The following is a 24,718-nucleotide window of genomic DNA, read 5'->3' as shown; positions in this document are numbered from 1 at the left end:
CTTTGAAGCGTTGAAAATCGAACGATTCGTTTGTCTTCATTGTGTCTATAAGTTAAACTAATTTACTTATTTTTCCCCTTAAATAAATTAAGAGGTGACACAGTTTAGTTTACAGTCTCTTGGAACGTTAAAAAGATGATTATTCCAGTGGCAATCAGCAGGAAGTACAGCATATATTGATGTTCAAAAACCGAGGGCCTGCGTACCAAACCAGCATTATTTCGAACCTTGTAGGCCAGCAGGTTTTCTTCAAGTTTAATGCAAAAACTACCCAGTAGACTGGCGTCGCAAAAATTACGGTTAGCACCAATGCTAATCACGGGTTCGTCCTGCATTTTTAAGTTTAAAGAGACGCCATTACCGTATTCAATTTTGTAATATTCCAGATGCTGAAACCTTACTTTACTTTCAATCCCGTCAAATTTGAAAATAACCTCTTCGTTACTCAGAAGCGCTTCTGAACTTTTTTTATAATTGTTCCTGGTCAGATATAAAATCAGAATTCCCGTTGCCACACCAATGGCGGCATTCAGGTGTATACCCAATAGCAAACCAAGATCAGGTAGTATCATAGTCACTACGATTCCCAAAATAAATGAGCCAATGGCAATAGATATTAATAACCCTGTTTTTGTGTATTCAAATCTATATTCTTGCATAATCCAATTTATAAAAAATCACATCCCTGACAAGAATGGTCCGTCAAAAATGTGAAAACTTAACAAAGAAACTCATACTAACCCCGATTTGCAATCGGGACTATTAGGCTTCTCGTTTCTAACCCTGCGTTGAACTTTCTGGCTCTATAGAGCCTCCTGTTTATAGAAACAATCTCTTTCGAAGATTTTCCCGACTCCGTAAGAGTCGCCTCAATACGCACAGAAAACTCCTATGGAGTTAAATAATTTCCATTCAATATCTTTTCCTATAAACAGGGCACCTCTATGAGGTGAGTGTTTATAAGTCAGCACCATATCAGGTTCATAGCAAGGTTAACGCTCATAACGCTGAACCTCCCCACGCTCGGCCTCTCATATTAAAATCGATAAAGCAATACAATAGCATACTTCCACCATTTCCATAACTACAACTTTTTAACAACAAAAAGACCGCCTCATTAGGATTTGAGGCGGTCTCTTCTTTTACTTTTCAGGTTATCTCAGTCTTTATTTTGAGATCACAATCTTATTAACGGTGAAATTTCCATCCGCTTTTCTGATCTCGACCAGATACATACCTTGAGACAATGACCGGACATCAATGGTTTTATGTAAACCAGCGGATAAGGATGTGTAAACCGTCCTTCCGTTCATGTCGATCAGTTTGACAGTTGCCACCTTAGTCCAGTCTTTGATATTGATCTGCAATAGCTCTGTTGCCGGGTTGGGATAGAAAGATACCGATCCTTCTCCGCCAAAGTGCAAACTGATGATGCGGCTGTATGCAAAGGTTTCATCAAGATCGATCATTTTCAAACGATAAAGATTTTCTCCGCTGGCAGGATCAGCATGACTGAATGAATAGGATGAAAGCGATCTACTTTCGCCTTTTGCGGCCATGGTTCCGATGTTTGTCCAGTTTTTACCGTTCACGCTATGCTCGATATCAAAATGGCTGCTGTTTGCTTCGGCTGTGGTTGACCAGCTTAGCAGGGTAGTTTGCTCATTTTTTGTCGCACTGAACGCCGTTAAGGTTACAGGAAGCGGGTTTGAAGCGCTGCTGAATGTCCACGGAGAAAATGCGGTGATATCAAAAGCGGATGTCGTGTACAATCCTGCCGATAAACTGGCTGTCAGCAAAACGCTTTTCTTTTCCCAGGCCGATCCGTCGTAACGGTAAGCATACAGGGAAGAAGGAATCTGACCATTCAGGAAGTTGCTCAGGAAGCTGAAACTTGCTCCGGTCCGGCCCGCTGCGGTGTTGGTTGGCGTGATGATCCATCGTGCATTGATGGAACCCGTTGTTACGGAAGGTGATATGGCAGCATTTGCGGTAATTCTTTCAATACCCAGGCTGCCCAGATCGCCTCCTGCTGGTAGATTTACACCAAGAAAATTAATGGCACCGGCATTGACCGGTCTGGCCGCCATGATGGCTTTTCCAAGGATATAACTCGTCGTTTTTTCAGGTTTTGTACCGGTCACGATATCGCTGGCGTTGGTGGTAAAGAATACCGGTCCGTTTTCTGCATTCAGGATCCCGTTTTCAAACAACAGTTTTCCCTGGATAATAAACGGATAAGTCGGTCCGCCCGATGGAATTGACCAGTTGCTTCCGATCTCCACAATGGCGTCGATTTCCGTATTCAATACCGGTGCAGTCGTGTTTCCATTTCTGTTAACCGCAAAATCTGTGTTGAGGATAACATTCGGAGCCGTTGCACCGGTAGTACCCGTAACATTGACGGCATACGGCGTAGAAGCGCCCAGTTTTATCGTTGACGGACCAGTAACCAGTTGCGCATCTTTTCCGGAAACCAGACTTCCCTGTACACTGGCCTCATTGATAGCGGTGTTGCCTGCGAGCGTAACTTTAACGGTAGCGTTATTGGTGTTTGACGTGTTGTCTTTCACCCATATCCCGGTAACCGTATTGTTGATTGTTACGCCATCCACCAGATATGCACTGGATTCCGCATTGGAACCTGCGTCAGGATAACCGTCAAAATTGTTGGCAAAAATACCGTTCAGCGCGGTATTGACCGTTCCGCCTTTGATGGTCACTTTGTTCGACGGGTTGTTCCATAGCTGATAGGCATTGGTAACATTGGCGACCCCGTTGATGGTATTGTTTTCAACCATCGCACCGACGTTGCCCTGCAAGGAGCTGATCATAATGCCGTCATGGCGGGTTGTTCCCGCATATCCCGTGATGGTATTGCCCTTGATGGTCAGATCGGAGGCGTTGGCATAGGCCAGATTATGGAAAATCCCTCTGCGGCTTGCTTCAATCGTGTTTGCCTCAAAAGTGCGTGAATTTCCCGGATCAGCTTTTTCAAAATTACCGGTCTGAATACCCACGCGCACTCTTGTCATGACGTTGTTGGTAATGCTCGTATAAGCATTTTGGTAAATTAAAACACCAATACCATAAACGGTTGGCATCAGGTTATCAAACTTGTTTTTATCAACCAAATTACCACTGGTAGCGGCGGCGCCGTTTGAATCATTGTAAAAGTCAACACCGGCATAATTGAAATTGCTGATGATGTTGTTTTTAACCAACGTATTGCTGACACCGTCATAAGCTGAAATTGCTTCAGCTGTGTTCACGTCTGCTCCGTTCATGCTGACACCGCCTGAAAGAAGAGTATTATCTCCGTCAAACGTAAAACCGTCGATTTCGACTCCATTTAATGCGCCCTGAAGCAGGAAGAGAGAACCGTCGGTAATGTTATTCACAGCCGGAACGACGATGGTCTCAGCGACCCGGCCACCGGTGTTGGGATTAATTCCCAAATTGGCTCCGTAGATCTTCAAAGCTTTGTTAACGATCACATTTTCGATGTAGGTTCCTGCTTTTACGTTTTCAGTCCAGCCAGGCGACGCCGCATCAACACCTCTCTGGATTTTAGGCGTCAGGGTTGCAGGCGTAAAACTGATCGGTGTGACAAAGGTGTTGGAAGCTTTTACGGTCACGAAACCGAGAACGCCGTCGTCAATTTTATGCGTTATTTTGTCTTCCGTATTGTAAAGCGAAGCCAATGTCATCACCGCCGGAGATTCTAATCCCGCACCAGCGTCGAAGTTGTTAGCCGAAGCATCAAGGTTGGTTGACCAGGGTGCCATGGTGGTAGCTGGCGCCGCAGTGGAACCAACTTGTGCGTCCATGTAAATGAAAGTACCAAGGCCAGCGGCGAAATTGTTCTCATTACCTGCGCCACCCAGCGTAAATGTGCCAAACACCGGGTTGTCATTATCATGATTGTAAAATGCCAATCCAGTTCCTCCGGTTGTACCCGAACCGTTAAAAGTGTTTTTGATCAATGTCATACCAAGTGCCGGAGCGTAAAAACCACTGGACGAACTCAGCTCTTTTGTATTGACCGTGATGTGACGGAAAATGGTTGAGTTCGCAAGCGGGGTCATTGCGTTGTTGTCAATGGTTACATTCTGGTAGTTTTCCAGACTGATACCCCATTGATGCCCGGTAAACGTGTTGTTGTTTACAAACACCGGTTTGTTGTTGTAATTATTTTTGAGACGGAGCATCGCAGCACCCACCGGGTTGGCAGCAATTCCGTTAAAGGTATTGTTGTTGACGGTCAATGTTCCGGCCGTGGCGTTCATTTCGGGCATTTCTACGCCGCCGCCATTGAAATTATTGTTACTGATCGTTACCGGCCCGTTGCTTGCAAAACGCACGATGATGTCGTGGTTGATGGTTTGCAGGGTATTGCCTGTGAAAGTACCAGCTGCTTCATCGGCTGCGATACCCGCGCGGAAAGCATTGGCGCCTTCGTTCGTGACCGTGTTGCCTGTAAAGGTGATATTATTCACGCCACCGGTTGCGACACGGTAATTGGTTGAACCGCCGTAGTTCACACTCACGGCATTCCGGTCGCCATAGGTACCAGCTACCGGAGGATTGTACGCATTAATCAGGTTGTCTTTGATTGTAATCTGGTCAATCGCGGCACCCGCTGCAAGCACTGCACTTTTCAGTTTTGCAAGATCTACTTTGATGTTCAGATTTTCAATCGTAACGGCATCTGCGGAAACATCGAATGTCGTCAGTTTTCCCGCGGGTGTTCCTGTGAAATTAACGATAGGCTGTGTAGCGGTTGCACTTTTGATGACAACGGATTTGTCGACAATCACCTGTTCGTTAAATGTCCCAGCACCTACTTTGATCGTGTGGCCGTTGGCTGTGTTGTTATCCGCAACGGCTGTTTGTATCGAACAGAAAGTTTCGGTCGTGTTGGTGTTAACCACTACACCAACCAGATCAGTATAGGAAACATCCCTTACGACCGCCCCGCCATTGGCATCTACTTCAATACCGCAGGAGTAAGGCGCATTACCGCGGCCAAAATAGTTGTCCGGCAGATTATCCTGGAGTCCGTCAGTCTGCGAATTCGCAATATAAGGCTGGTGGCCTGACTGGCGCTGAATGGCCACTTCGTTTCCGGTAAAGGTATTGCCAAGAATTTTGTGATTGGTTCCTTCCACAACGATACCGAAACCTTCGCTGTTTCCAGATTGTGTAAATCCGCTAACGCTGTTATTGGTAATGATGACGCCGGTTGGCACATCGACATTTCCGTTGGCCGTAATCACACCACGGCGATACACGGAAATACCCGCCAGATCCCTGGTATCTCCTCCGGTACCTGCAAGGTTCACGGTGTTGCCTTTTACAATAATGGAGCCATCCAGTGTTTCATCGGTGCTTCCGGTACCGTTAGGATTTTTAATCTCAATTCCGAAACGGCCGGTCACCTGGATATTGTTGGCCTCAATAATGTTAGGCCCGGCACCCGAAGTTAATCCGATAAGACCGATACCGTTGTCCTTGGCGGTAATCGTATTTCCCTTAATTAAAACGCCGGAGGCAGTACCATCCTGCAATTCGATACCGCAGCATGTATTGTTGGAAATGATGGAATTTGTTATTGAAATGTTTTTCTTGAAACCATTCCAGATCACGATACCACGCGCCCCGGCACCATTGTTCTCAGCTGTTACGAGGTCAATTGTAACATTTTCGACCGGTCCGTTGGCGTAAATTCCTGATGCCGATACGTTGTTTTTTGTTGTAACGTTTTTAATGGTCAGATCGTTATTTCCACCGTTTGCATAAATCCCTGCGTGACTATTTCCACTGGTGCCGGTAAAATTCCGGATGGTCAGGTTTTGAATGGTAACGTGTGTTTTACCCGTTTCAATGAAAATCCCTGAACCTGTTCCGGCAAGACCCGCACCATCCAGGATGGTACCTGCCTGAGACTCACCTGTAAATATTAATTCCTTGGAAACCGCTACACGCTCATTGTAAGTCCCGTTGCCGATGAATATTTCATGGGTGTTAAGGGTTTCAGCGTCAAGAATAGCGGCCTGAATGGTTGGGAATGTTTCATTTGTCGCCAGATTTTTAATGGGATATTCACAGGCTGCCGTCGTTTGAAAACCGATCAGGACCAAATCGTTGTCTGTTCCGTTAATCAGTTTCGGACTTAAAGTTACTGCCCCGCTTGCGAGAATAGCGCCGTCAAACCAGTTACAGGAAGCATCCACTGTACCGGACGCTTCGTTGGCGATATCCGACGTAAGTGAGTTTACAAAGCTGTTGTTGTTAACCATTGCCGGAGAATTGATATTGGTACTACCGGCAGATTTACGGACAACAACGGCTGCGTTTACCGCGTCAAATTTGTTGTTCAGTATCTGTACAGGTAATGCACCCGTATTGAAATCAGGCGGGGTGTTCGCCGTATACGATCCCCCAAGCCAGGCTACGCCTTCGGCGTAATTGCTTACCTCGTTATTTTTGTACACCACATTTTTAGCAGCTCCTGATTTTGAAGTTACCCAAAAAGCGGTCTGCCGGTTGAGGTTGGCCGTATTTCCAGGCATATCATTGGTAAACTTGTTACCGCTGATCTCAATGGATGCATTCTCGTTGTGTCCGTTTTCCCAGATTCCCTTGATGACAGCCGGTGTGGCACTCGGCGCGCCAACCACGGTAAACTGATTGTTTATGATCTTAAGCCCGTCATAAGCTGTGCCACCGCTGGTTGCAGATTGTATGGCATAGGTCGTAGCATATTTCGCACCGGCGTCATCACTTACCCCTGTTCCGTCGATAAAGAACTGGTTTTGACTGATTTCGATGTTCTTTCCATAATTATAGTGAATACCGATATTCTGAAAGTTGTCAGCTGCTGCTGCGGTCGCATTTAAATCTGCCGGGATATGAAACTGATTACCGGTAATTTTCAGGTTATCGTTTACATCAACAGGCCCGCCGTTATGATCGGCGATGATCGAAACATCAAAACCTTTCAGGATCAGATTGCTGATCGTCCAGTTTTTATAGCTGCTGTTTGCTTTACTGTTTAAAAACAAAAAGGTTTCGAGTGAAGTACCAGCCAAATCGTTAGGTCCCTGAATCGTGGCGGATCCCGATGATGTAATTGTGACACCATTAACGGCAGGCGGAGGCGTGATCGAATAATTATCACCGGAACCGGTTGTTGTCCCTACACCGTCAGCTGCTTTGGCATTAGTACCTTTGGCCCATTCTGCCTGTGCTTCTGAGGTCGTCCAGTTGAACGTACCGGCTAAGCTGATTGTCTGATTTTCCATGACACAACCAATGGCGTTGGCAAGAATACGGTAATCGTTATTGGCTGCGGATAACGTACCCGAAACCGGAGAGATGTTTAACGTACCCGATGTTGGAATAAAACTTATAGCCGTCGGGGCCGGTACCGGAATATTGACAAGCCATGGTGCCGTGGTTAGGTCGGCAATTTTATCCCCAGCAAAAGAAGCGAAAAATGTGGGAGGCGTACCACCGAATTGAACGGGTACCTGGGCGAGATAGCCTGGCTCGTTTGCTCCTGCCGGGTCAGCATTGGTTGCTGCTGCGTTGCTGCCAAAGGTGTTACAGGTCAGGTCGGCATTGGTGTAAATACTTGTCGCCCCCGAACCGTGGGCATAAATATCCGTATACCAGTTACCACTGAAACTGTTATTTTTTACTTTCAGATTGTTCGCTGTAATCCCGGTTCCAAATGTGTGGTTAAAGATAATCCCGTGGGTCAGGTTATCGCGGATGATGTTGTTGGTGATTACACCGTTGCTGATATCAACACCTAGGGAAAGACCGGTGCGGTTTTTCTCTATAACACTGTTGGTTAGTTTAAAACCCTGCTGGTTATAAACATAGATCGCACTGCGTTGATTTTGAACGGTGATATCGTTCAGGCTGACATTGGCGGCGTTAACACTGATACCTGAGTCACGCAGTCCTGCCTGCCACACATCCACCGAGTTTCCGTAATCCCGTGTGACGGTCAGGTTTTCCATTTTTGCTTCCGCGGTGTTGATGGCAACGACGGCGCTTTGGATTCCGAAATCATAGGTTCCTCTGATAACCGTCAGGTTACGGGAGTTTCCTTTAACGGTCAGTTTTTTATTCAAAACCACATTGTCGCTATACACGCCATTGGGAAGTGTAATGGTTGCGTCCGTGTTGGAAGCGCTGATGGCATCCTGGATGGACGGGAAATAATTAAAGGTGCTATGACCAGTGATGTTTGTGTTATTGGAACTTGCAAAATTAACGGTCGCCGGTCTGGTGTTTGCGTTGGATGCATAAACAAAGCCTGTCTGAATGGCGCCTGTGTTGGTTCCTGAGATCTGGTTAGGGTAGGTTGCTCCCGGAACGGAGTTGTTGTTGGTCAATACCGCGCTCCCCGGATTTGTGTCGTGATCGGGAACATTAAAACCGTCATTGGTAATACCGTTGAAAATAGTGGGAACGGCCGTGCCAAACCAGTTGTTGCGAAGGATTATCTTTGTTCCGGAATTTGTATTGTCGTTTTCTACCCCACCCGCTAGGTTGCCGGTGATATTGTTTCCGGATAAATACACTTCCACGGGCGACAAGGCGTTGGTCGTCAAAATAAGTCCGTACGATCGGTTGTTGACCAGGTCATTGTCGATCAGATAAATTTTCGACAGGGGAGTTGCTGAGGCGGAGCCTGGGAAAATGATACCCGTCCGGTTATCGTCGAAGCGGTTTCGTTTCAGTACAATATCCGTTGAACCGGGTTCCAGATAAATGGCTGTCCGGTTTTTGAAGAATAAACAGTTTTCGATCAGTACATTGGTTGCCCCGGGACCCGTGGCAACGGATATACTCGGATAACCCGATCCTAATGGCAGAACCCGCTGAATTTTCAGGTTCCAGAGTTCGGTATTGGATTGTAAGGAAATTGCGGCAGTCTGCGCGGTGATGACCGTGTTATCCGAAGGTGTTCCGATAATTTTCACTCCGCTTTTCACGGTAATCGAGGTGGCCAGGTAAGTTCCGGCATCCAGCAAAATCCGGTCTCCCGAGGATGCTTCCTGCATGGCTTTCGTCAGTGTTGCAAAAGGACTGGACGGACTAGCGCCCGAGTTTGCATCACTACCGATGGCGGTCGTAAAAACACTGTTTGCGTTGGAATTATCGTTAACGTAGATGATTTTTTGGGCCGTCGCTGTTTTAATAGAAAACATGACAACGGCCAGAAATAACAGGTGGGGTCGTATTTGTTTCATAAAAGTGATACCATTAGGTTGGGAGAAATGAGTACGTGGTGATTACATTTACGGTTTTGAATGGGCACAACGAACCACTTACCAAAAAACAGCGCGTTTTTTGGTGGGTATAGATGCAAAAGATCATAAACAGGAATTAATTTTCTGTTTTGACAATCATGCGGTCAATATGTTGTTGGCAGGGCTACGTCGGCGCGCAGCACAGAATGGGTTTCTGCAATGGATACAGATGAAATGGAGATAGCACTACGGCATTCATCCGGTTTGGTTGATTCGGTATTAAGTGTGAAACAGGGGCATGGGGTGCGTGCAGTACCGAATCACCGGATAAAAAGGTCTTAGGCGGGAAATTTACCATATCGAGAACAAATGGGTTGAAACAAATTCATCAGAGAAGCTGAAATCAGCCTCTTTCTTTCCAGTGAAACCAGCAAAACCGTGCTGCCTGATCACCACATGGAAATGCGGCAATCAAGACCGAAAGATTATTAACCCGTTGAGTAGTAAAATGAAAACCTGCCAGTATCAGAACTGACATGAAATTATGTTCCCGATAGCGTTGAAGTTTGACCAGATTATCAGAAGATAACAGGCCGGAATCGTTATGATGGGCGTTGAGTCACAAAGGAGCTGACGAAGGGGCGTCGTGGTATTGCAATCATTAAAGACTACAAACATTGTATGGGTGGAAGTAGACAGAAGACGTTAATGCATAGGCAAATGGTTTGGTTAAATAACTCGGTTGGGGTGTCACGTAACCTGATATGTTAATATCAGGTTACTATTTGGTGCAATTAACTATATTATTTTATTTTTTATAGAAAAACTTATATAAAAAGAAAATAAACTTATTTAACGGTAAATAATTAATTGCTGACGGTGGTGGCAAGTCTGAAAAACCTTAACAGTTAGGCTATAAACATCGAAAGCCCTTGAAGTGAATCAAAGGCTTTCGATGTTTATTATAAAAATTTATCCGGACTGATACCTAGATAAAACGGTTGATCAGATTTTCAAGATATTCCTGTCTGCCTGAAATGGTAGCGGGTTCACCTTTGGCAGCAGCCAGTTCGAAAAGATCTGTAAGGCTAAGTTTACCGGTTTCGAATTCAGCACCTTTGCCAGAATCAAAACTTGCATAACGGTCTGTACGGATTTTATCGTATTCTCCGTTTTGGATGATCTTATCCGCAATCACAAGCGCTCTTGCCACTACGTCGATACCGCCGATGTGTGCATGGAAAACGTCTGCTGCGTCAGTAGAGTTACGGCGACGTTTTGCATCAAAGTTGATACCACCACCTTGTAAACCGCCTGATTGCAAAATCACAAGCAGTGCTTTTGTCCACTCAGCGATATCATTCGGGAACTGGTCCGTATCCCATCCGTTTTGGTAATCTCCGCGGTTGGCATCGATAGAACCCAAAATACCGGCATCGGCTGCAACCTGCAATTCGTGTTCGAATGTGTGGCCTGCCAGTGTAGCGTGGTTTACTTCAAGATTCAGCGAGAAATCTGCAAGCAGATCGTGCTGACGAAGGAAACCAATGACCGTTGCTGCATCGTAGTCATACTGATGTTTCGTCGGTTCGCAAGGTTTTGGTTCGATGAAGAATTTACCTTTGAAACCATTGGCGCGCGCATAAGCCACAGACATTTTAAGGATCTGTGCAAAGTGCTCCTGCTCACGTTTCATATCCGTATTCAACAGTGTCATATAACCTTCACGACCTCCCCAGAATACATAATTTTCTCCGCCCAAAGCGATCGTCGCATCCAGAGCAATTTTGATCTGCGCCGCCGCGTGCGAAACTACATCAAAATCAGGGTTGGTTGAAGCACCATTCATGTAACGGTGGTGACTGAACAAATTGGCTGTTCCCCAAAGTAATTTAACACCTGAATCTTTTTGCTTTTGCGCAAGATATTGTGTCAAAGTCTGAAGGCGTTTTTCGTTGCTGCGTACGTCGTCGGTATAATCCACAACGTCCACATCATGAAAACAGTAATAAGGCAATCCAAGTTTTGTAATCAATTCAAATGCAGCATCGGCTTTGTCTTTTGCGCGGTCAAGAGCATCTGCTTTTTTATCCCATGGGTAAAATAATGTCTGTCCTCCGAAAGGATCACCGCCATTTCCACAGAAGCTGTGCCAGTAAGCCACTGCAAAACGAAGGTGTTCTTTCATGCTTTTTCCGGCAATGATACGATTTTCATCATACCAGCGATATGCCAACGGATTTGTTGATTCAGGCCCTTCGTATGCGATTTTCCCGATTCCTTTAAAATACTCCTCTTCTCCAAGTAGTATGCTCATTGTGGTTTTTGTTAATGGTTTTTTTGAATAATAAGGTTTGGGCAAATGGTGTAGCAGCGTACAAAGGGTAAAGCTTTTATAGTCTGTCTCATACTTTTTGCAACCTTCTTCTTTATTAAGTGTACTATTGACAATTTTTACTGCAATACTATCATTTTTTTTTGAAAAAATAGAATATGCATAAAAAAAAGGGGAGCGAAAACTAATTCGCCCCCCTTTAAAAGTGTTTTGACCAGCTTTTCTTATCAGAAGAATTTAGCGCGACGGTCAGAAATTTTGGCATTTTCACGAATTGCTTCGTTTACCAGATATGACGAACGGCTTTCCAAAGATTGGGTAAGCTGTGTTTTGTTCTGTGTGAAATCCGCAATTTTAGGCGCATCCGTTTTGTTGATCAGTTCCATGATGAATACACCGTTTTCACCCGTGAATACACCTGTTTTCTGACCAGCCTTCAAACCGAATACTTTTCCAAGTGCGATCGGATCAAAACCTGCGCTTGTTAAGAAACCTGTTGCCAAAGAAATATCGTTAGCAGTTTCGATCAAAGCACCTGCACCGTATTTTTTAGCAGTGCTTTCAAGGTCTCCTGTTGCACCTTTAAGTTTCGCAGTGATCTGCTCCGCTTTCAATTCGTTGCGAACCTTCGTTGTCAACTCGTCACGGAAATCATCCACTTTAACATTATCCTGATCAGATTTTCCAGTAAGAACGGCTACAATATATTGTTCTTCAGTTTCGAAAACCTGAGAAACACCGCCGATTTTAGAATCATCTTTAAATGCCCAGCGAACAATTTCGCGGCCATTTTGAATGGCGTTGACATTGGTAGCGCTTTCAGGGATACGGTTAGCCGTTGCAACAACCAGTGCCTTATCCTTTTTAACTGCTTCGTTAAACTGTTCTTTCGTTTTTACAGAATTTGCAAATTCATCAGCTTTGCGGTAAGCTTCGTCACGTGTTGCCTGGCTTGGCGCTATCGTTTTTCCAATCGCAGCGATGCGGTAAAGCGTGTTGTTTTTAGTTGCCGTTACTTTGATGATGTGAAAACCAAACTGGCTTTCTATCAATCTTGGGATAAGTCCCGTAGCACTTGCAGAGAATACAGCTTCTTCAAATGGTTTAACCATCGCGCCGTTGTTTTGGAAATATCCCAAATCACCTCCACGTTGCGCTGAACCCGGATCTGCACTGGATGTAGCAGCCAAAGCTTCAAAGTTAGCTCCTGCACGGATCTGAGAAAGGATGCCTTCTGCACGAACACGTGCCGCAGCCTTCGCCGAATCTGACTGGTTTTCTGCTCTGATCAAAATGTGGCTTGCTTTGGCAGAAGAAACAGTGTCGGTGCGTGTACCATCATATTTGTAGATGAAGTACGTATTTCCTTCGCGGTATGGTCCGTAAACACCACCTGGAACGAATGTCTTAACGGCTTCTTTCAATTGGTCAGACATGTTGGCCAGTGACATATTCATTGGCAAAGGAATATCTGAATTCATTTTTGCGTAAGAAGAATCGTTTTGAGCCGTTGCAAGACCGCGGGCCAATTCTTTAATTTCATTGTAAAGCGCAGTACTGTCGTCCTTTGCAGGCTGAACAGGGAAACTTACATATTCAATTGAACGTGTATCCGTTCCTTTGTACTCTGAGCGGTGTGCGCTCAAATAGCTTTCCAACTGAGAATCCGTTACTTTAATTGTCGTGTCTACAACAGAAAAGTAAGGAACATATAAATAACGTGTTGTTGCTTTTGTGTTTTGAGCCACATATTCTTTTTCAGCCTGCGCTTTTGGAATATAAGTAGACAATTTCAAAAGGTTTTCGTATTTGCTGCGAATGCGCTCTTCACGAAGACTTGTTTCGAAATTAGCCCATGATTTTTGTTGCTCAACAGGTAATGTCTTTAAGTTTTTCAGATAGTTGATCACTGCGTTTTTGTCAAAACGGCCTGATGTAGGATCAGAAAAAGCCTGAAGAATAGATGGACTGATGTGGTTTCCCTGCACCATGTCAACCAATTCCTCGTCAGTAACGGAAAGCCCAAGTTTGTCGAATTGCTTTTTGTAAGCAATGTCAACGATGAACTGGTTCCATGCCTGATCGCGTAACGACGCAAGTTCATTTTCATTCAAACTACGGCCTGACTGAGCCTCATAATTCTGACGAAATCCATCTACCCGACTCTGAAAGTCCTTGATATTGATTTCTTTACCAGCAATCTCTCCAACCACCTGGTTGCTGTTCCCCCCTAAAAAGGAGTTAGGTCCCAAAAGGTCACCTCCCACCATAAATAAGATCAAACTGATTGCAATTACTGTGACAGCAACTCCGGATTTCTCTCTGATTTTGTTAATTAAAGCCATTTCTATTTTTGAATTATACCCGCAAAATAAAATCTTTTCTGCGTGGAATGCAAGGGGGATTTATAATTGACAATTGATATTTACAAACGAATCACTGAATTTTTTGTCACAATCGCACTATTTTATTGCAAATACTTCAAATTGAAGGCATAAATAATGCACATGATCGAACTGAAAAATATACCGGCAATGGCCGTAACAATGCCCATCCAGCCTCCAATTAGGAAGAGTGGCCCGAAGAAAGCCACGGCTATCCCGCTCATATAAAGGTAGAAGCCAAGTTTCCGGAGGTTCCACATTAAATAGGCGGCATACAAGGTCAGCGATTCGAAAATAATCATGATCAGCGCGCTGTGTTTTATTGTTTCCGGTGTCGTTCTTTTAATGACGGATTCAAATAAACGGTCTACCGTTTTGGTGTCGGCGGTGGAAGGTTGTTCTTCAAGCTTTTCGCGTAACCCTTCAAATATTTCCTTGGTTTGGTCGGCTACCACACCGGGGTTCCAAAGTCGTTCGGACTGTGTCCACAAACCTGAAATGGAACTTAAAAAGGTAATCATGCAAAGTATTGTCAGCACCTTAGGGCGTATTACTGGAGAATTCATTGGCAATTGAAAAAAAATATACGTTTTGGCAAGTGCCAGAACAGAGTGTAAAATTTGTCCTTTTAGATGAAAACACCAAAACGATTTGAATATTCTTCTTAGCGTACATACTTTTACAATTTTAATAGCATAAAGTAAATTTTACATCAAACAGTAAGCCAAAGAAATATGAGTCTTCAAATTCTGACTGACCGCGTTACCAGCATGCTGGGTACTGATAGTGGATTGGATGCGACAGTTAAGTTCAAAACTGACGAGGGAAATGTTTTTATTAATAGTAAAATAGTGCCAAATACGGTTTCAAATGAAGATCTGGAAGCGGATTGTACGTTTGAAATTTCTACAAAAAATGCACTGAAACTATTGGATGGTGACCTTAATGCCATGATGGCTTACATGATGGGCAAGCTGAAAATTGACGGCGATATGGGTGTAGCCATGAAAATTGCCGAAACTTTTGGCGGGAAATAAGGAATTTCGAAATTCAAAGAAGGTTGTGGGGAGAAAAAAAGAAGTCAAGTTTTCAAAACTTGACTTCTTTGAGGCCCGGGAAACTTTACGCTACAAAGCCAATTCCCGCAGATACATCTGGATTGTATTCTCCAATCCAAGATATAGCGCATCCGCAATCAGCGCATGGCCGATGGATACTTCGTCCATCCAGGGAATACATTGTTTCAGGAAATGAAGGTTGTCAAGGCTCAGGTCGTGACCTGCGTTCAGGCCCAATCCAACTTCCCGCGCTTTTTCGGCTGCTTTGACAAACGGAATAACCGCTTTTTGCCTGTTTTCGAAATAATAGGCCGCGTAGGGTTCCGTATATAATTCAACACGGTCGGCACCGCAGATTTTTGCACCTTCCACCATTTTCGGATCAGGGTCCACAAAAACCGAAACACGTATATCTGCCTTCTTAAATTCCTGGATCAGATCCGTTAACAGAGACTTATTGGTGATCGTATCCCATCCAGCATTGGAGGTAATCGCACCAAGCGCATCGGGCACCAGCGTCACTTGGTCAGGTTTTGTAGCCAGTACCAGATCAATAAATTTTCTTTCCGAAGGGTTTCCTTCAATATTAAACTCTGTGGTTACAACTTCTTTCAAATCGTAAACATCCTGATAACGGATATGGCGTTCATCCGGGCGTGGATGCACAGTAATACCTTGTGCACCAAACCGTTCACAATCCAGGGCCACTTTTAGAACATTGGGGTTGTCGCCGCCGCGCGAATTCCGAAGTGTAGCTATTTTGTTAATGTTGACGCTGAGACGGGTCATGGTGTAATTTTAAATGATAGAATTTTGAATGATCGAATGATAGATTTTTGAATCATAGAATTTTGAATCATAGCGTGATAGCATGTGAAGTAATGCCATTTGTTGTTTATTCCATCTTTCGCGCATGCAAAATTCTGTCATTCATTCCATCATTCGTGTAACTTTGTCCCTCCAATGACAAATTTAACATTTGCTCATTCTAAATTTACTCATTCATTCATTTTAATTATAAATAATGTCACTAAAAACTCAGGTTGAATCAGGCATAAAGGATGCCATGCGGGCAAAGGATCAGGATCAGTTACGTGCTTTACGTGCGATAAAGTCGTTGATCTTGCTGGAAGAAACCAAAGGTGGTGCATCGGGAGAACTGTCTGCTGATGACGAGTTGAAATTGTTAACGAAGGCAGCGAAGCAACGCAGAGAATCGGCAGATATTTATAAGGCACAGAACCGTCCAGACTTGCTGGAAAAGGAAGAAGCGGAGCTTGCCATTATCGAGCAGTTCCTGCCGAAACAATTAACAGAGGAAGAAGTTACCGCAAAATTGAAAGAAATTATTGCCCGCGTTGGTGCAACAGGCCCGTCTGATATGGGCAAAGTAATGGGTGCAGCAACCAAGGAACTGGCCGGACAAGCAGATGGCCGCGTCGTTTCTACGTTGGTTAAGAGTTTGCTCGCATGAAGTTATTGGATATTCTTATCCTGATTCCATTACTTTGGGGGGCATTACATGGTTACCGAAAGGGACTGCTGATCGAAATTATCGGGATAGCGGGTCTTGTGGTAGCCATGATCCTCGGTTTTAAATTTCTGGGTTTAGGGATGGAAATCCTTACGCCCTATTTCAGTGACCAGACCGCCAAAAGAGTATTGCCCTATATCGGCTTTTCTGCGGTTTTTTTTCCGACTGTTTTTTTATTAAACCAATTCGGGTACAGGATCCGGCGCTCGTTGCGGTATTCGATCTTAGGTACGTTCGACAGCTTTGCCGGAGCCATGGTGGGGATTTTTACCTGGGTTTTCGGCATCAGTGTTTTCTTTTGGCTGGTCAATATGATCGGTGTGAAAATCCCTGAACACCGTACCCAAGATACCTTGGTTTATCCGTTGGTTATTCCGGTTGCACCCAATGTGATTACGAAGGCTTTGACGTTAATGCCCGAAGGCAGCGAGCTCATCAAGGACTGGAAGTCAGAATATCTTGACAAGGACAAAAGCGCAGATAAGGCTGATGAAGATAAGGTGGACGAAGGTTCCGATCAGGGTAAAAAGAAAATAAATAAGGATGACGAATGATTTTTTCTGAATCCGTGTTAAATTTTTTTACATCTGAGTAATCATGAATCGATTGACTGAAAATTCTTTTAGCGATTGATATTCAGTACCTTTGCAAAAATATAGGTTGCCAGCAAACAATCCGGTAACAATAGTGATAGAAATAATGGTTGAAGTACAAGAAAAGCAGGATATAAGGAAATTAAGTGTTGATCAGCTGAAAGGCTGGATGGCAGAGCACGGCGAAAAGGCTTTCCGGGCAAAACAGATTTATGAATGGATCTGGAAAAAATCGGCCTCTTCTTTTGCCGAGATGACCAACCTTTCCCTGGCCACGAGGCAGTTAATTGATGCGCATTTCGTTATCAATTCGATGACTGTTGCCAAGCAGCAGCAAAGCAATGACGGTACCATAAAATCAGCTTTCAAGCTATTTGACGGACATTTGGTGGAAGGTGTATTAATTCCAGCCGCTGACCGTATGACAGCCTGTGTGAGCAGCCAGGTAGGTTGTTCACTGACTTGTAAATTCTGTGCAACGGGGTATATGGATCGTAAACGGAATCTGGATGCTGCCGAGATTTATGACCAGGTGGTGGCCATTGCACGTCAGGCGGAAGGAAGTTTTAAGGCACCGCTTACCAACATTGTGTACATGGGCATGGGGGAACCTTTGCTTAATTATACAGCCGTTCTTAAATCGATTGAGCACATTACTTCTCCGGAAGGATTAAATATGTCGCCGAGGCGAATTACCGTTTCTACGGCAGGCATCGCCAAAATGATCAAAAAATTGGGTGACGATGAAGTCCGCTTCCGTCTTGCCCTCTCGTTACATGCGGCCAACGATGAAAAGCGTAACCGCATTATGCCAATCAATGAATCCAATTCACTGGATAATCTGGCCGAAGCTTTAAATTATTTTTACAAAAAGACCGGCAATCGGATCACTTTCGAATATATTGTTTTCAATAATTTCAATGATACTTTAGAGGATGCGCGGGAGCTTTGGGAATTTACCAAAAGAGTGCCAGCACGTGTCAACATTATCGAATACAATCCCATAGCAGAAGCTGATTTCAGGAATACCGAATCCGATCGTCTGGATAAATTTGCGGCTTTCCTTGAAGACAGAGGTGTTTCGGTTCACGTGCGCCGGAGCCGCGGAAAAGACATTGACGCAGCTTGCGGACAACTTGCCAACAAAGAAGGAAATTAAAAATATAAAATAACTGACATCGGATCGCTGATAATTCATATCGGCTGTTCCGTTGTGTCTTTTATTTTTAAACTTAATTGATTTGAAGCGCTTTATTATTGCCAATATGAATTTAGTTAACAATTTCTTAACATTGCATCTATAAAGAATCAGTAGTTTTGCCTCGAAATTTTGTTCTTACCTATTGGTAAGCTTGCTGAAACTATTTATTCTGCGGCAACCATTGAAGTAAGTTTTATTAAGTAAACTTATACGCTACTTATGTTTGGTCTTGAAACCGACATTTTCCTCCTACTCGCTTTAAGTCTCTTAGCGGCATGTGCATTTGAATTTGTAAACGGTTTCCATGATACGGCTAATGCCGTGGCAACCGTTATTTACACCAATTCTCTCAAACCGAATATCGCGGTTATGTGGTCCGGTTTTTGTAACTTCTTAGGTGTTTTCTTTGGTGGTATCGCTGTTGCAATGGGTATTGTCAATTTGTTACCCGTTGAATTGCTGATCGACCAAAATGTTTATCATAGTGTCGCCATGGTGTTTTCGCTGCTTTTTAGCGCGATAATCTGGAACCTTGGCACATGGTGGTTCGGACTTCCAAGTTCCAGTTCGCATACCCTGATCGGTTCCATTCTGGGCGTCGGTCTTGCTTTTACTTTTATGCCGGAGAATACCCATGGTGCGGGTGTAAACTGGGCGAAAGCTAAGGAATTATTTACTTCCCTGTTAACTTCACCGATCTTTGGTTTTGCGCTGGCCATTATCATTATGTTCCTCCTTCGTAGGGCATTGTCGAAACCGCTACGTGATATTGTTTTCAGCGAACCACAGAAAAATGCTGCGCCTCCAATCTGGATTCGCGCCATTTTGATTACAACCTGTACGCTGGTTAGCTTTTTTCACGGTTCTAATGACGGACAAAAAGGGGTTGGTCTGGTGATGCTTATTTTGATTGGCATTGTACCGGCACATTTTGCCCTGGACAACAGCATTAACCCGAATGAAATGAAAGCTGACCTGGTGAAAATAGACCAGACCATCAGCCGGATCGATACATTGGGACTATCTGCATCGGACCGTTTGAACTGGCACACCATTAAAACGGAAATTGCTTTGATGAATGTTCAGCTTGACAAGCCTTTGGTTGATAATAAATTGCCAAAAGAAGTACGCATGAACGCCCGTAAATCTTTGCTTTTGATCAGTCGTAACACAAAAACCATTCTTGAAAATGGGGATGCAAACCTGAACTCTGCCGATACGGCGTTCCTGAAAGGGCAGGCGGGCGGAGAAAAAGGAATCAGAAGATTTACAGATTATGCACCGGACTGGGTTATTCTGATGATCTCGCTTTCCCTGGGCTTGGGTACGATGGTAGGCTGGAAAAGGATTGTGGTAACGATCGGAGAGAAAATCGGTAAGCAGCATTTGACCTATGCGCAAGGTGCTTCTGCCGAATTGGTTGCTGCGAGTACGATCGGTGTTTCGTCTTATCTTGGACTGCCGGTAAGCACAACGCACGTACTATCTTCGGGTATTGCCGGATCGATGGTTGCCAGCAAAGGTGTTAAAAATCTTCAGGCCGGAACGATCCGTAATATTGTTATTGCCTGGGTTTTGACTTTGCCTGTAACAATGTTCCTGTCGGGAACGCTTTACGCATTCTTCCGCTGGATACTTTAATGGGTTATTAACGCATTATTTTTCACAAGATTTTCCGTTTTGAAACGATATAGCCGTCTCACATGTATTTGTGAGGCGGTTTTTTATGACGTTGGTAAAACAAAAAACGGGTTCTGTAAATCCGGAAGAAGTTTTTTGTTTCTTATTAAACCAGATGGACTAAAAACGTGTTTCTTTGCTGACGACCCGACAGCGCCTGACAGATATTATTTCATGATGAAAATCCAGCCAGATGGATTCTTTGGTTTTGAAAAGTATATTATCGTAATTCGGCTCGGATTTTTAATAATCAACAAAAAGCCAATTATTCACCATAATGACAACCATTGAAGAGCAAGTAGCACGTTACGGTTATGTGACCGAAACGGTAGAAGATAATATTGATTTGATTGCTGAGATTAACCGCTTGAAAAAGGAAAAGAATGCAGTCATTTTAGCACACTATTATGTAAATGCAGAAATTCAGGATTTAGCGGATTATATTGGCGATAGCCTGGGACTGTCCCAGCAGGCGGCCGCGACGGAGGCAGATATGATTGTTTTCTGTGGTGTGCATTTTATGGGAGAAACGGCCAAGATTTTAAGTCCAAATAAAAAGGTTGTCATTCCGGATCTTAATGCCGGATGTTCACTGGCTGATTCTGCACCGGCGGATAAATTCGCTGCTTTCAAGGCGCAATATCCTGACCATATTGTGATCAGTTATATCAACTGTTCTGCGGAAATCAAGGCTTTGACGGATATCGTTTGTACATCGTCGAACGCATTGCAAATCGTAAACAGTCTGCCAAAGGATCAGAAGATTATTTTTGCTCCGGATGCAAATCTTGGTCGCTATGTGGCGCATAAAACGGGTCGGGATATGGTATTGTGGGACGGTGCCTGTATCGTTCATATCGATATTTCCCGCGAAAAGCTGAAACAATTGCGTGACGAAAATCCGGATGCACTGCTGATCGCTCACCCGGAATGCAAGGAAGATATATTGCTTCAGTCTGATTTTGTAAGCTCTACAACGGGCTTGTTGAAATTTGTTCAGGAATCTGATCACGACAAATTTATTGTAGCGACCGAAGCGGGTATTCTGCATAAAATGAAGCAGGCCGTACCGCATAAAAAACTGATTCCGGCTCCGGGCTCGGATAATAATACCTGTGCTTGTTCCGAGTGTCCTTACATGAAAATGAATACGCTTGAAAAAGTGTATAATGCGCTTAAATACGAACAGCCGGAGATTTTTGTTCCGGAAGATATCCGTTTGAAAGCGTACGAATCGGTAGCAAGAATGTTGGAGTTGAGTAAAGGAATTTAATTCTTTTCTTATCGATATTGAGCTATGAGATTTTCAGATGCGACTTGCCTGCATTTGAAAATCTCATATTTTGTCATCAAATAAATGATACACGTTTATATTTAGCCTATGCCCCAGTTCGATTTCCTGATCATCGGTTCCGGTATTGCCGGACTTAGTTATGCTGCAAAACTGGCACGACACTTTGAAAATACTCAGGAAGATATTTCCATTGCTGTCATTACCAAGGTGCAAGCCGATGAAACGAATACCAAATATGCTCAGGGCGGTATCGCCGTCGTCTGGGCGGAATCGGATTCGTTTGAAAAGCATATCCACGATACGATGGATGCAGGCGATGGGGTTAATAAACCAAATATTGTGGAAATTGTAGTGAAGGAAGCGCCCGAGCGCATCCAGGAATTGATCGATTACGGTACCCGTTTTGACAAGGAGCCGGAAGGGAATTATGACCTGGCGAAAGAAGGAGGGCACTCGGATCACCGGATTTTACACTTCAAAGATATTACCGGTGCGGAAATTGAGCGGGCGCTTCTGGAAGAGGTAAAACGCCATAAGAATATTGAAGTTTTTACCCACTATTATGCGGTGGAACTGATCACACAGCACCATTTGGGTGAAACGGTTTATCGTTACCGTGAAGATATCAAGTGTTTTGGGGCCTATGTTTTAAACCGTCGTTCGGGTAAGGTGGAGAAATTCCTGGCTAAAACAACGATGCTGGCGACGGGAGGAATTGGCAATATTTACCAAAGTACGACCAATCCGACCATCGCAACAGGCGACGGCATTGCCATGGCCTATCGTGCCAAAGGGATTTGTGACAACATGGAATTTATCCAGTTTCACCCGACGAGTTTGTACCAGCCAGGAAAAAAACCTTCTTTCCTGATTTCGGAAGCGGTTCGTGGTTTTGGAGGAATTTTGAAGCATGCGGACGGGACGACTTTTATGGAGCAATATGACAACCGGTTGTCTCTGGCACCGCGCGACATCGTTGCCCGCGCAATTGACTCCGAAATGAAGAAAAACGGGGTCGATCATGTGTATCTGGATGTCCGTCATTGTGATTATGAGAAGTTTCTGGAACATTTTCCGAATATCACCCAGTATTGTCTGGACGCGGGTATAGACGTCCGGACTGATATGATTCCGGTGGTACCTGCCCAGCACTATATGTGCGGGGGAATTCGGGTCAATGAATGGGGGAAAACCAATATTAATTTCCTTTACGGTGTGGGAGAATGCGCCTGTTCAGGGCTTCACGGAGCTAATCGCTTAGCGTCCAACTCGCTGCTAGAGGCGGTGGTATTTGGGCACCGGGCTTATGAAAGTACCCTTGAGAGTTTTGACAAAGCGGTCATTCCGGATAATATTCCGGAGTGGGATGATTCAGGGACAACGCATCCCGAGGAAAATGTACTGGTAACCGAAATGACAAGGGAGCTTAATAGCATCATGTCAAATTACGTCGGGATTGTCCGCACGGACCGTCGGATGAAACGCGCTTACGATCGCCTTGAACTGCTTCATCAGGAACATGAGGAATTATACCGTCAATCCAAGGTATCCGTTGCGATTTGTGAACTGAGAAATATGATTTCAGTTTCGTATCTGATCATCAAAATGGCCATGGCGAGACGTGAAAATATAGGGCTGCATTTTAATGCGGACCATGTGAAGGTTTAATTTGATAATCTTGTAGAGATACATGCTGGCCTACCCAAATTTGGAACAGGTGACTTAACCCAAGGCTTCAGCCTTGGGGGGACGCGTGTGATCTTCTACGGCTTTAGCCATAGCAGCCAGCTGTCGGAGATATATCTAATGACTAAAGCCCGTACTAAAGAGATCTGGCTGTTCGCCCAAGGCTAAAGCCTTGGGTTAATACTGTTTTCTGGTCTTCTGCTTATGCGATTTCGGGAATTTAATCAAGGGCGAGAGTGTGTTGTAACCTTTGGCTTTTCAGAGCCTTTTATTGTACCGGGCCTATTCAGCCGCTGCCAAAACCTTCCCATCTTTCCGGGTAATCACCTTGTTCAATACATTGGTACCAATTTTTTCTCCTAGCTTCGTCCCTTCTTCCACCCCGTCACGGTAGTGAATTCCTCCGTATACACGACTGATCGACGCATCCCAGTAGGCCTCTTTGAAGGATTTGAAAGACCGCACGCCATGGCCGTATTTTTTCTCCGTTGTATCGGTAAAGGCTACATTTTCACCAATCAGTTTTCCCAGCACTGTACCGCAGGCAGCCGATATGGCACTATGTCCGCTAACATACTCAGGGAAGGCGGGTGTTTCCAGAAAGGGTCTCCAGTTTGGGTCCCAGTTATTGTTGATCACTGTTTCCGGACGAATGCGTACACTGCGATATTTTTCATCCCAGCAAGAAACAAAGGCGTCGTAAAGCGATATAGCACCAAGTGTATAGGTCTCGTTGACCTGCATAAGGTCAAATTTTTTCTCTGTTGTCACATAACGTATAATGGCTAGCCAGTGGCCGGCGGGAGTCATTTTTTTATTTGCAAACATCGCGTGTCCCACGACATTGGTTACAAAGGCGTTATCATCCCAGAAAAAGGCCGTTGCTTTTTGCTCCTCGGTGAGGTTTTTCCCAGTATCGTAAACTTCCATCGCCAGTTTCATAAACGGACTGTTTTTGTTCAGGTCATATTTGGCAGGCGGCGGGCAGCGAAACTGGGTCACGGAGTCCAGGGAGAAAGTTCGGACGGTATTCCACATCGGTTCGCAGGCATCTGCGTAAGCAGGCGGTGTCGGTACCCATGTTCCCGGCTCGTTGGTAACTGTGTAACGGAAGCCACGGATTTCCTTGTAATGATCTTTTGAAGCATAGGCCAGCACATGTTTTGCGATGGTGTCACCAAACTGGATCGACCGCTCGTATACGTCTTTAGGGATACCCATTTCCTGATATTTTTTAAAAAGCCCTTTCTCATAGTCATCCCACATATTGCCTGAAAACGTAAGTGTCCGGCCCACAACAGTGAACGCCTTTACGCTGGCCAAAGGAAAACAATAGGCTGCGCCAGCTTCGGGTTTTGGGGTAGGCGTGAATTGATTGATTTGCCCGGCCAGAGACTGGTAAGCCGGAGCAGATGGTACCAATGCCTCGTAGGCGGCCAGAAATGAATAGCTGTAAATGCGGCTGGCAACCGGTGGTTTGAATATATCATGAATGATGACATCGGTAAGCTGTGTCGCCGTTTCATGAAAAAGTTTTGGGTCCGAAGCTTTGGCGTTGTATTCTTCCGGAGACGAGGTTTTTTGACAGGAATAGTAAAAAACCGAGGTAATGGCCAGTATGCTGAATTTCAGAAATCTCATTGTAATAATGGTAAAGCTTCCGGTCGGGTTATCGAATCAA

General features: G+C 44.6%; 14 protein-coding genes. 7 read left to right on the top strand and 7 right to left on the bottom strand.

Features of this window, described 5'->3' with window-relative positions; genetic code table 11:
• Positions 1-104 precede the first annotated feature (104 nt).
• The 5 genes from RB622_RS08695 to RB622_RS08675 form a co-directional block, all read right to left on the bottom strand.
• Entirely contained in the window at positions 105-659 is a 555-nt protein-coding gene (locus RB622_RS08695) for a hypothetical protein (protein WP_308046171.1), read from the bottom strand.
• Positions 660-1,166: 507 nt separating this feature from the next.
• Entirely contained in the window at positions 1,167-9,272 is an 8,106-nt protein-coding gene (locus RB622_RS08690) for a right-handed parallel beta-helix repeat-containing protein (protein WP_308046170.1), read from the bottom strand.
• A gap of 988 nt (positions 9,273-10,260) precedes the next feature.
• Positions 10,261-11,589, bottom strand: coding sequence for a xylose isomerase (gene xylA, locus RB622_RS08685; RefSeq protein WP_308046169.1), 1,329 nt, complete (start codon positions 11,587-11,589; stop codon positions 10,261-10,263).
• Between the two features lie 245 nt (positions 11,590-11,834).
• A complete protein-coding gene (locus tag RB622_RS08680; RefSeq protein WP_308046168.1) occupies positions 11,835-13,952 on the bottom strand; it encodes a SurA N-terminal domain-containing protein in 2,118 nt (705 codons plus the stop codon).
• 122 nt (positions 13,953-14,074) lie between these two features.
• Complete coding sequence (locus RB622_RS08675) at positions 14,075-14,512, bottom strand: hypothetical protein (protein ID WP_308046167.1); 438 nt, start codon at positions 14,510-14,512, stop codon at positions 14,075-14,077.
• Positions 14,513-14,725: 213 nt separating this feature from the next.
• On the opposite strand from RB622_RS08675, the gene RB622_RS08670 reads away from it, so the two are divergent.
• Positions 14,726-15,028 (top strand): SCP2 sterol-binding domain-containing protein, encoded by a 303-nt coding sequence (locus RB622_RS08670; protein ID WP_308046166.1) that lies wholly within the window; start codon positions 14,726-14,728, stop codon positions 15,026-15,028.
• A 90-nt stretch (positions 15,029-15,118) separates the two neighbouring features.
• Here the strand turns inward: RB622_RS08670 and RB622_RS08665 are convergent, their stop codons facing one another.
• On the bottom strand, positions 15,119-15,838 hold the full coding sequence (locus RB622_RS08665; RefSeq protein WP_308046165.1) for a pyridoxine 5'-phosphate synthase: 720 nt from the start codon (positions 15,836-15,838) through the stop codon (positions 15,119-15,121).
• 235 nt (positions 15,839-16,073) lie between these two features.
• Here RB622_RS08665 and RB622_RS08660 point away from each other — a divergent pair, with 235 nt between their 5' ends.
• The 6 genes from RB622_RS08660 to nadB all read left to right on the top strand — a co-directional run bounded on the left by RB622_RS08660 (position 16,074) and on the right by nadB (position 23,019).
• Entirely contained in the window at positions 16,074-16,523 is a 450-nt protein-coding gene (locus tag RB622_RS08660; protein ID WP_308046164.1) for a GatB/YqeY domain-containing protein, read from the top strand.
• The gene (locus RB622_RS08655) at positions 16,520-17,137 is read left to right on the top strand and encodes a CvpA family protein (protein WP_308046163.1); all 618 of its coding nucleotides are present in this window, start codon (positions 16,520-16,522) and stop codon (positions 17,135-17,137) included. The genes RB622_RS08660 and RB622_RS08655 overlap by 4 nt, the downstream gene beginning before the upstream one ends.
• A 145-nt stretch (positions 17,138-17,282) precedes the next feature.
• Positions 17,283-18,335 carry a 23S rRNA (adenine(2503)-C(2))-methyltransferase RlmN gene (rlmN, locus tag RB622_RS08650; RefSeq protein ID WP_308046162.1) on the top strand — a complete coding sequence of 351 codons (1,053 nt, stop codon included), beginning with the start codon at positions 17,283-17,285 and terminating at the stop codon, positions 18,333-18,335.
• Positions 18,336-18,596: 261 nt separating this feature from the next.
• Positions 18,597-20,018 carry an inorganic phosphate transporter gene (locus RB622_RS08645; RefSeq protein ID WP_308046161.1) on the top strand — a complete coding sequence of 474 codons (1,422 nt, stop codon included), beginning with the start codon at positions 18,597-18,599 and terminating at the stop codon, positions 20,016-20,018.
• Positions 20,019-20,334: 316 nt separating this feature from the next.
• Entirely contained in the window at positions 20,335-21,330 is a 996-nt protein-coding gene (gene nadA / locus RB622_RS08640) for a quinolinate synthase NadA (RefSeq protein ID WP_308046160.1), read from the top strand.
• 108 nt (positions 21,331-21,438) lie between these two features.
• Complete coding sequence (gene nadB, locus RB622_RS08635; RefSeq protein WP_308046159.1) at positions 21,439-23,019, top strand: L-aspartate oxidase; 1,581 nt, start codon at positions 21,439-21,441, stop codon at positions 23,017-23,019.
• A 300-nt stretch (positions 23,020-23,319) separates the two neighbouring features.
• On the opposite strand, the gene RB622_RS08630 is transcribed toward nadB, so the two are convergent.
• Complete coding sequence (locus RB622_RS08630) at positions 23,320-24,678, bottom strand: vanadium-dependent haloperoxidase (protein WP_308046158.1); 1,359 nt, start codon at positions 24,676-24,678, stop codon at positions 23,320-23,322.
• Positions 24,679-24,718 lie beyond the last annotated feature (40 nt).

Source organism: Dyadobacter sp. LHD-138 (assembly GCF_030929615.1).
Taxonomy (GTDB): Bacteria; Bacteroidota; Bacteroidia; order Cytophagales; family Spirosomataceae; genus Dyadobacter.
This window is presented reverse-complemented; position numbering and strand designations above follow the sequence as displayed.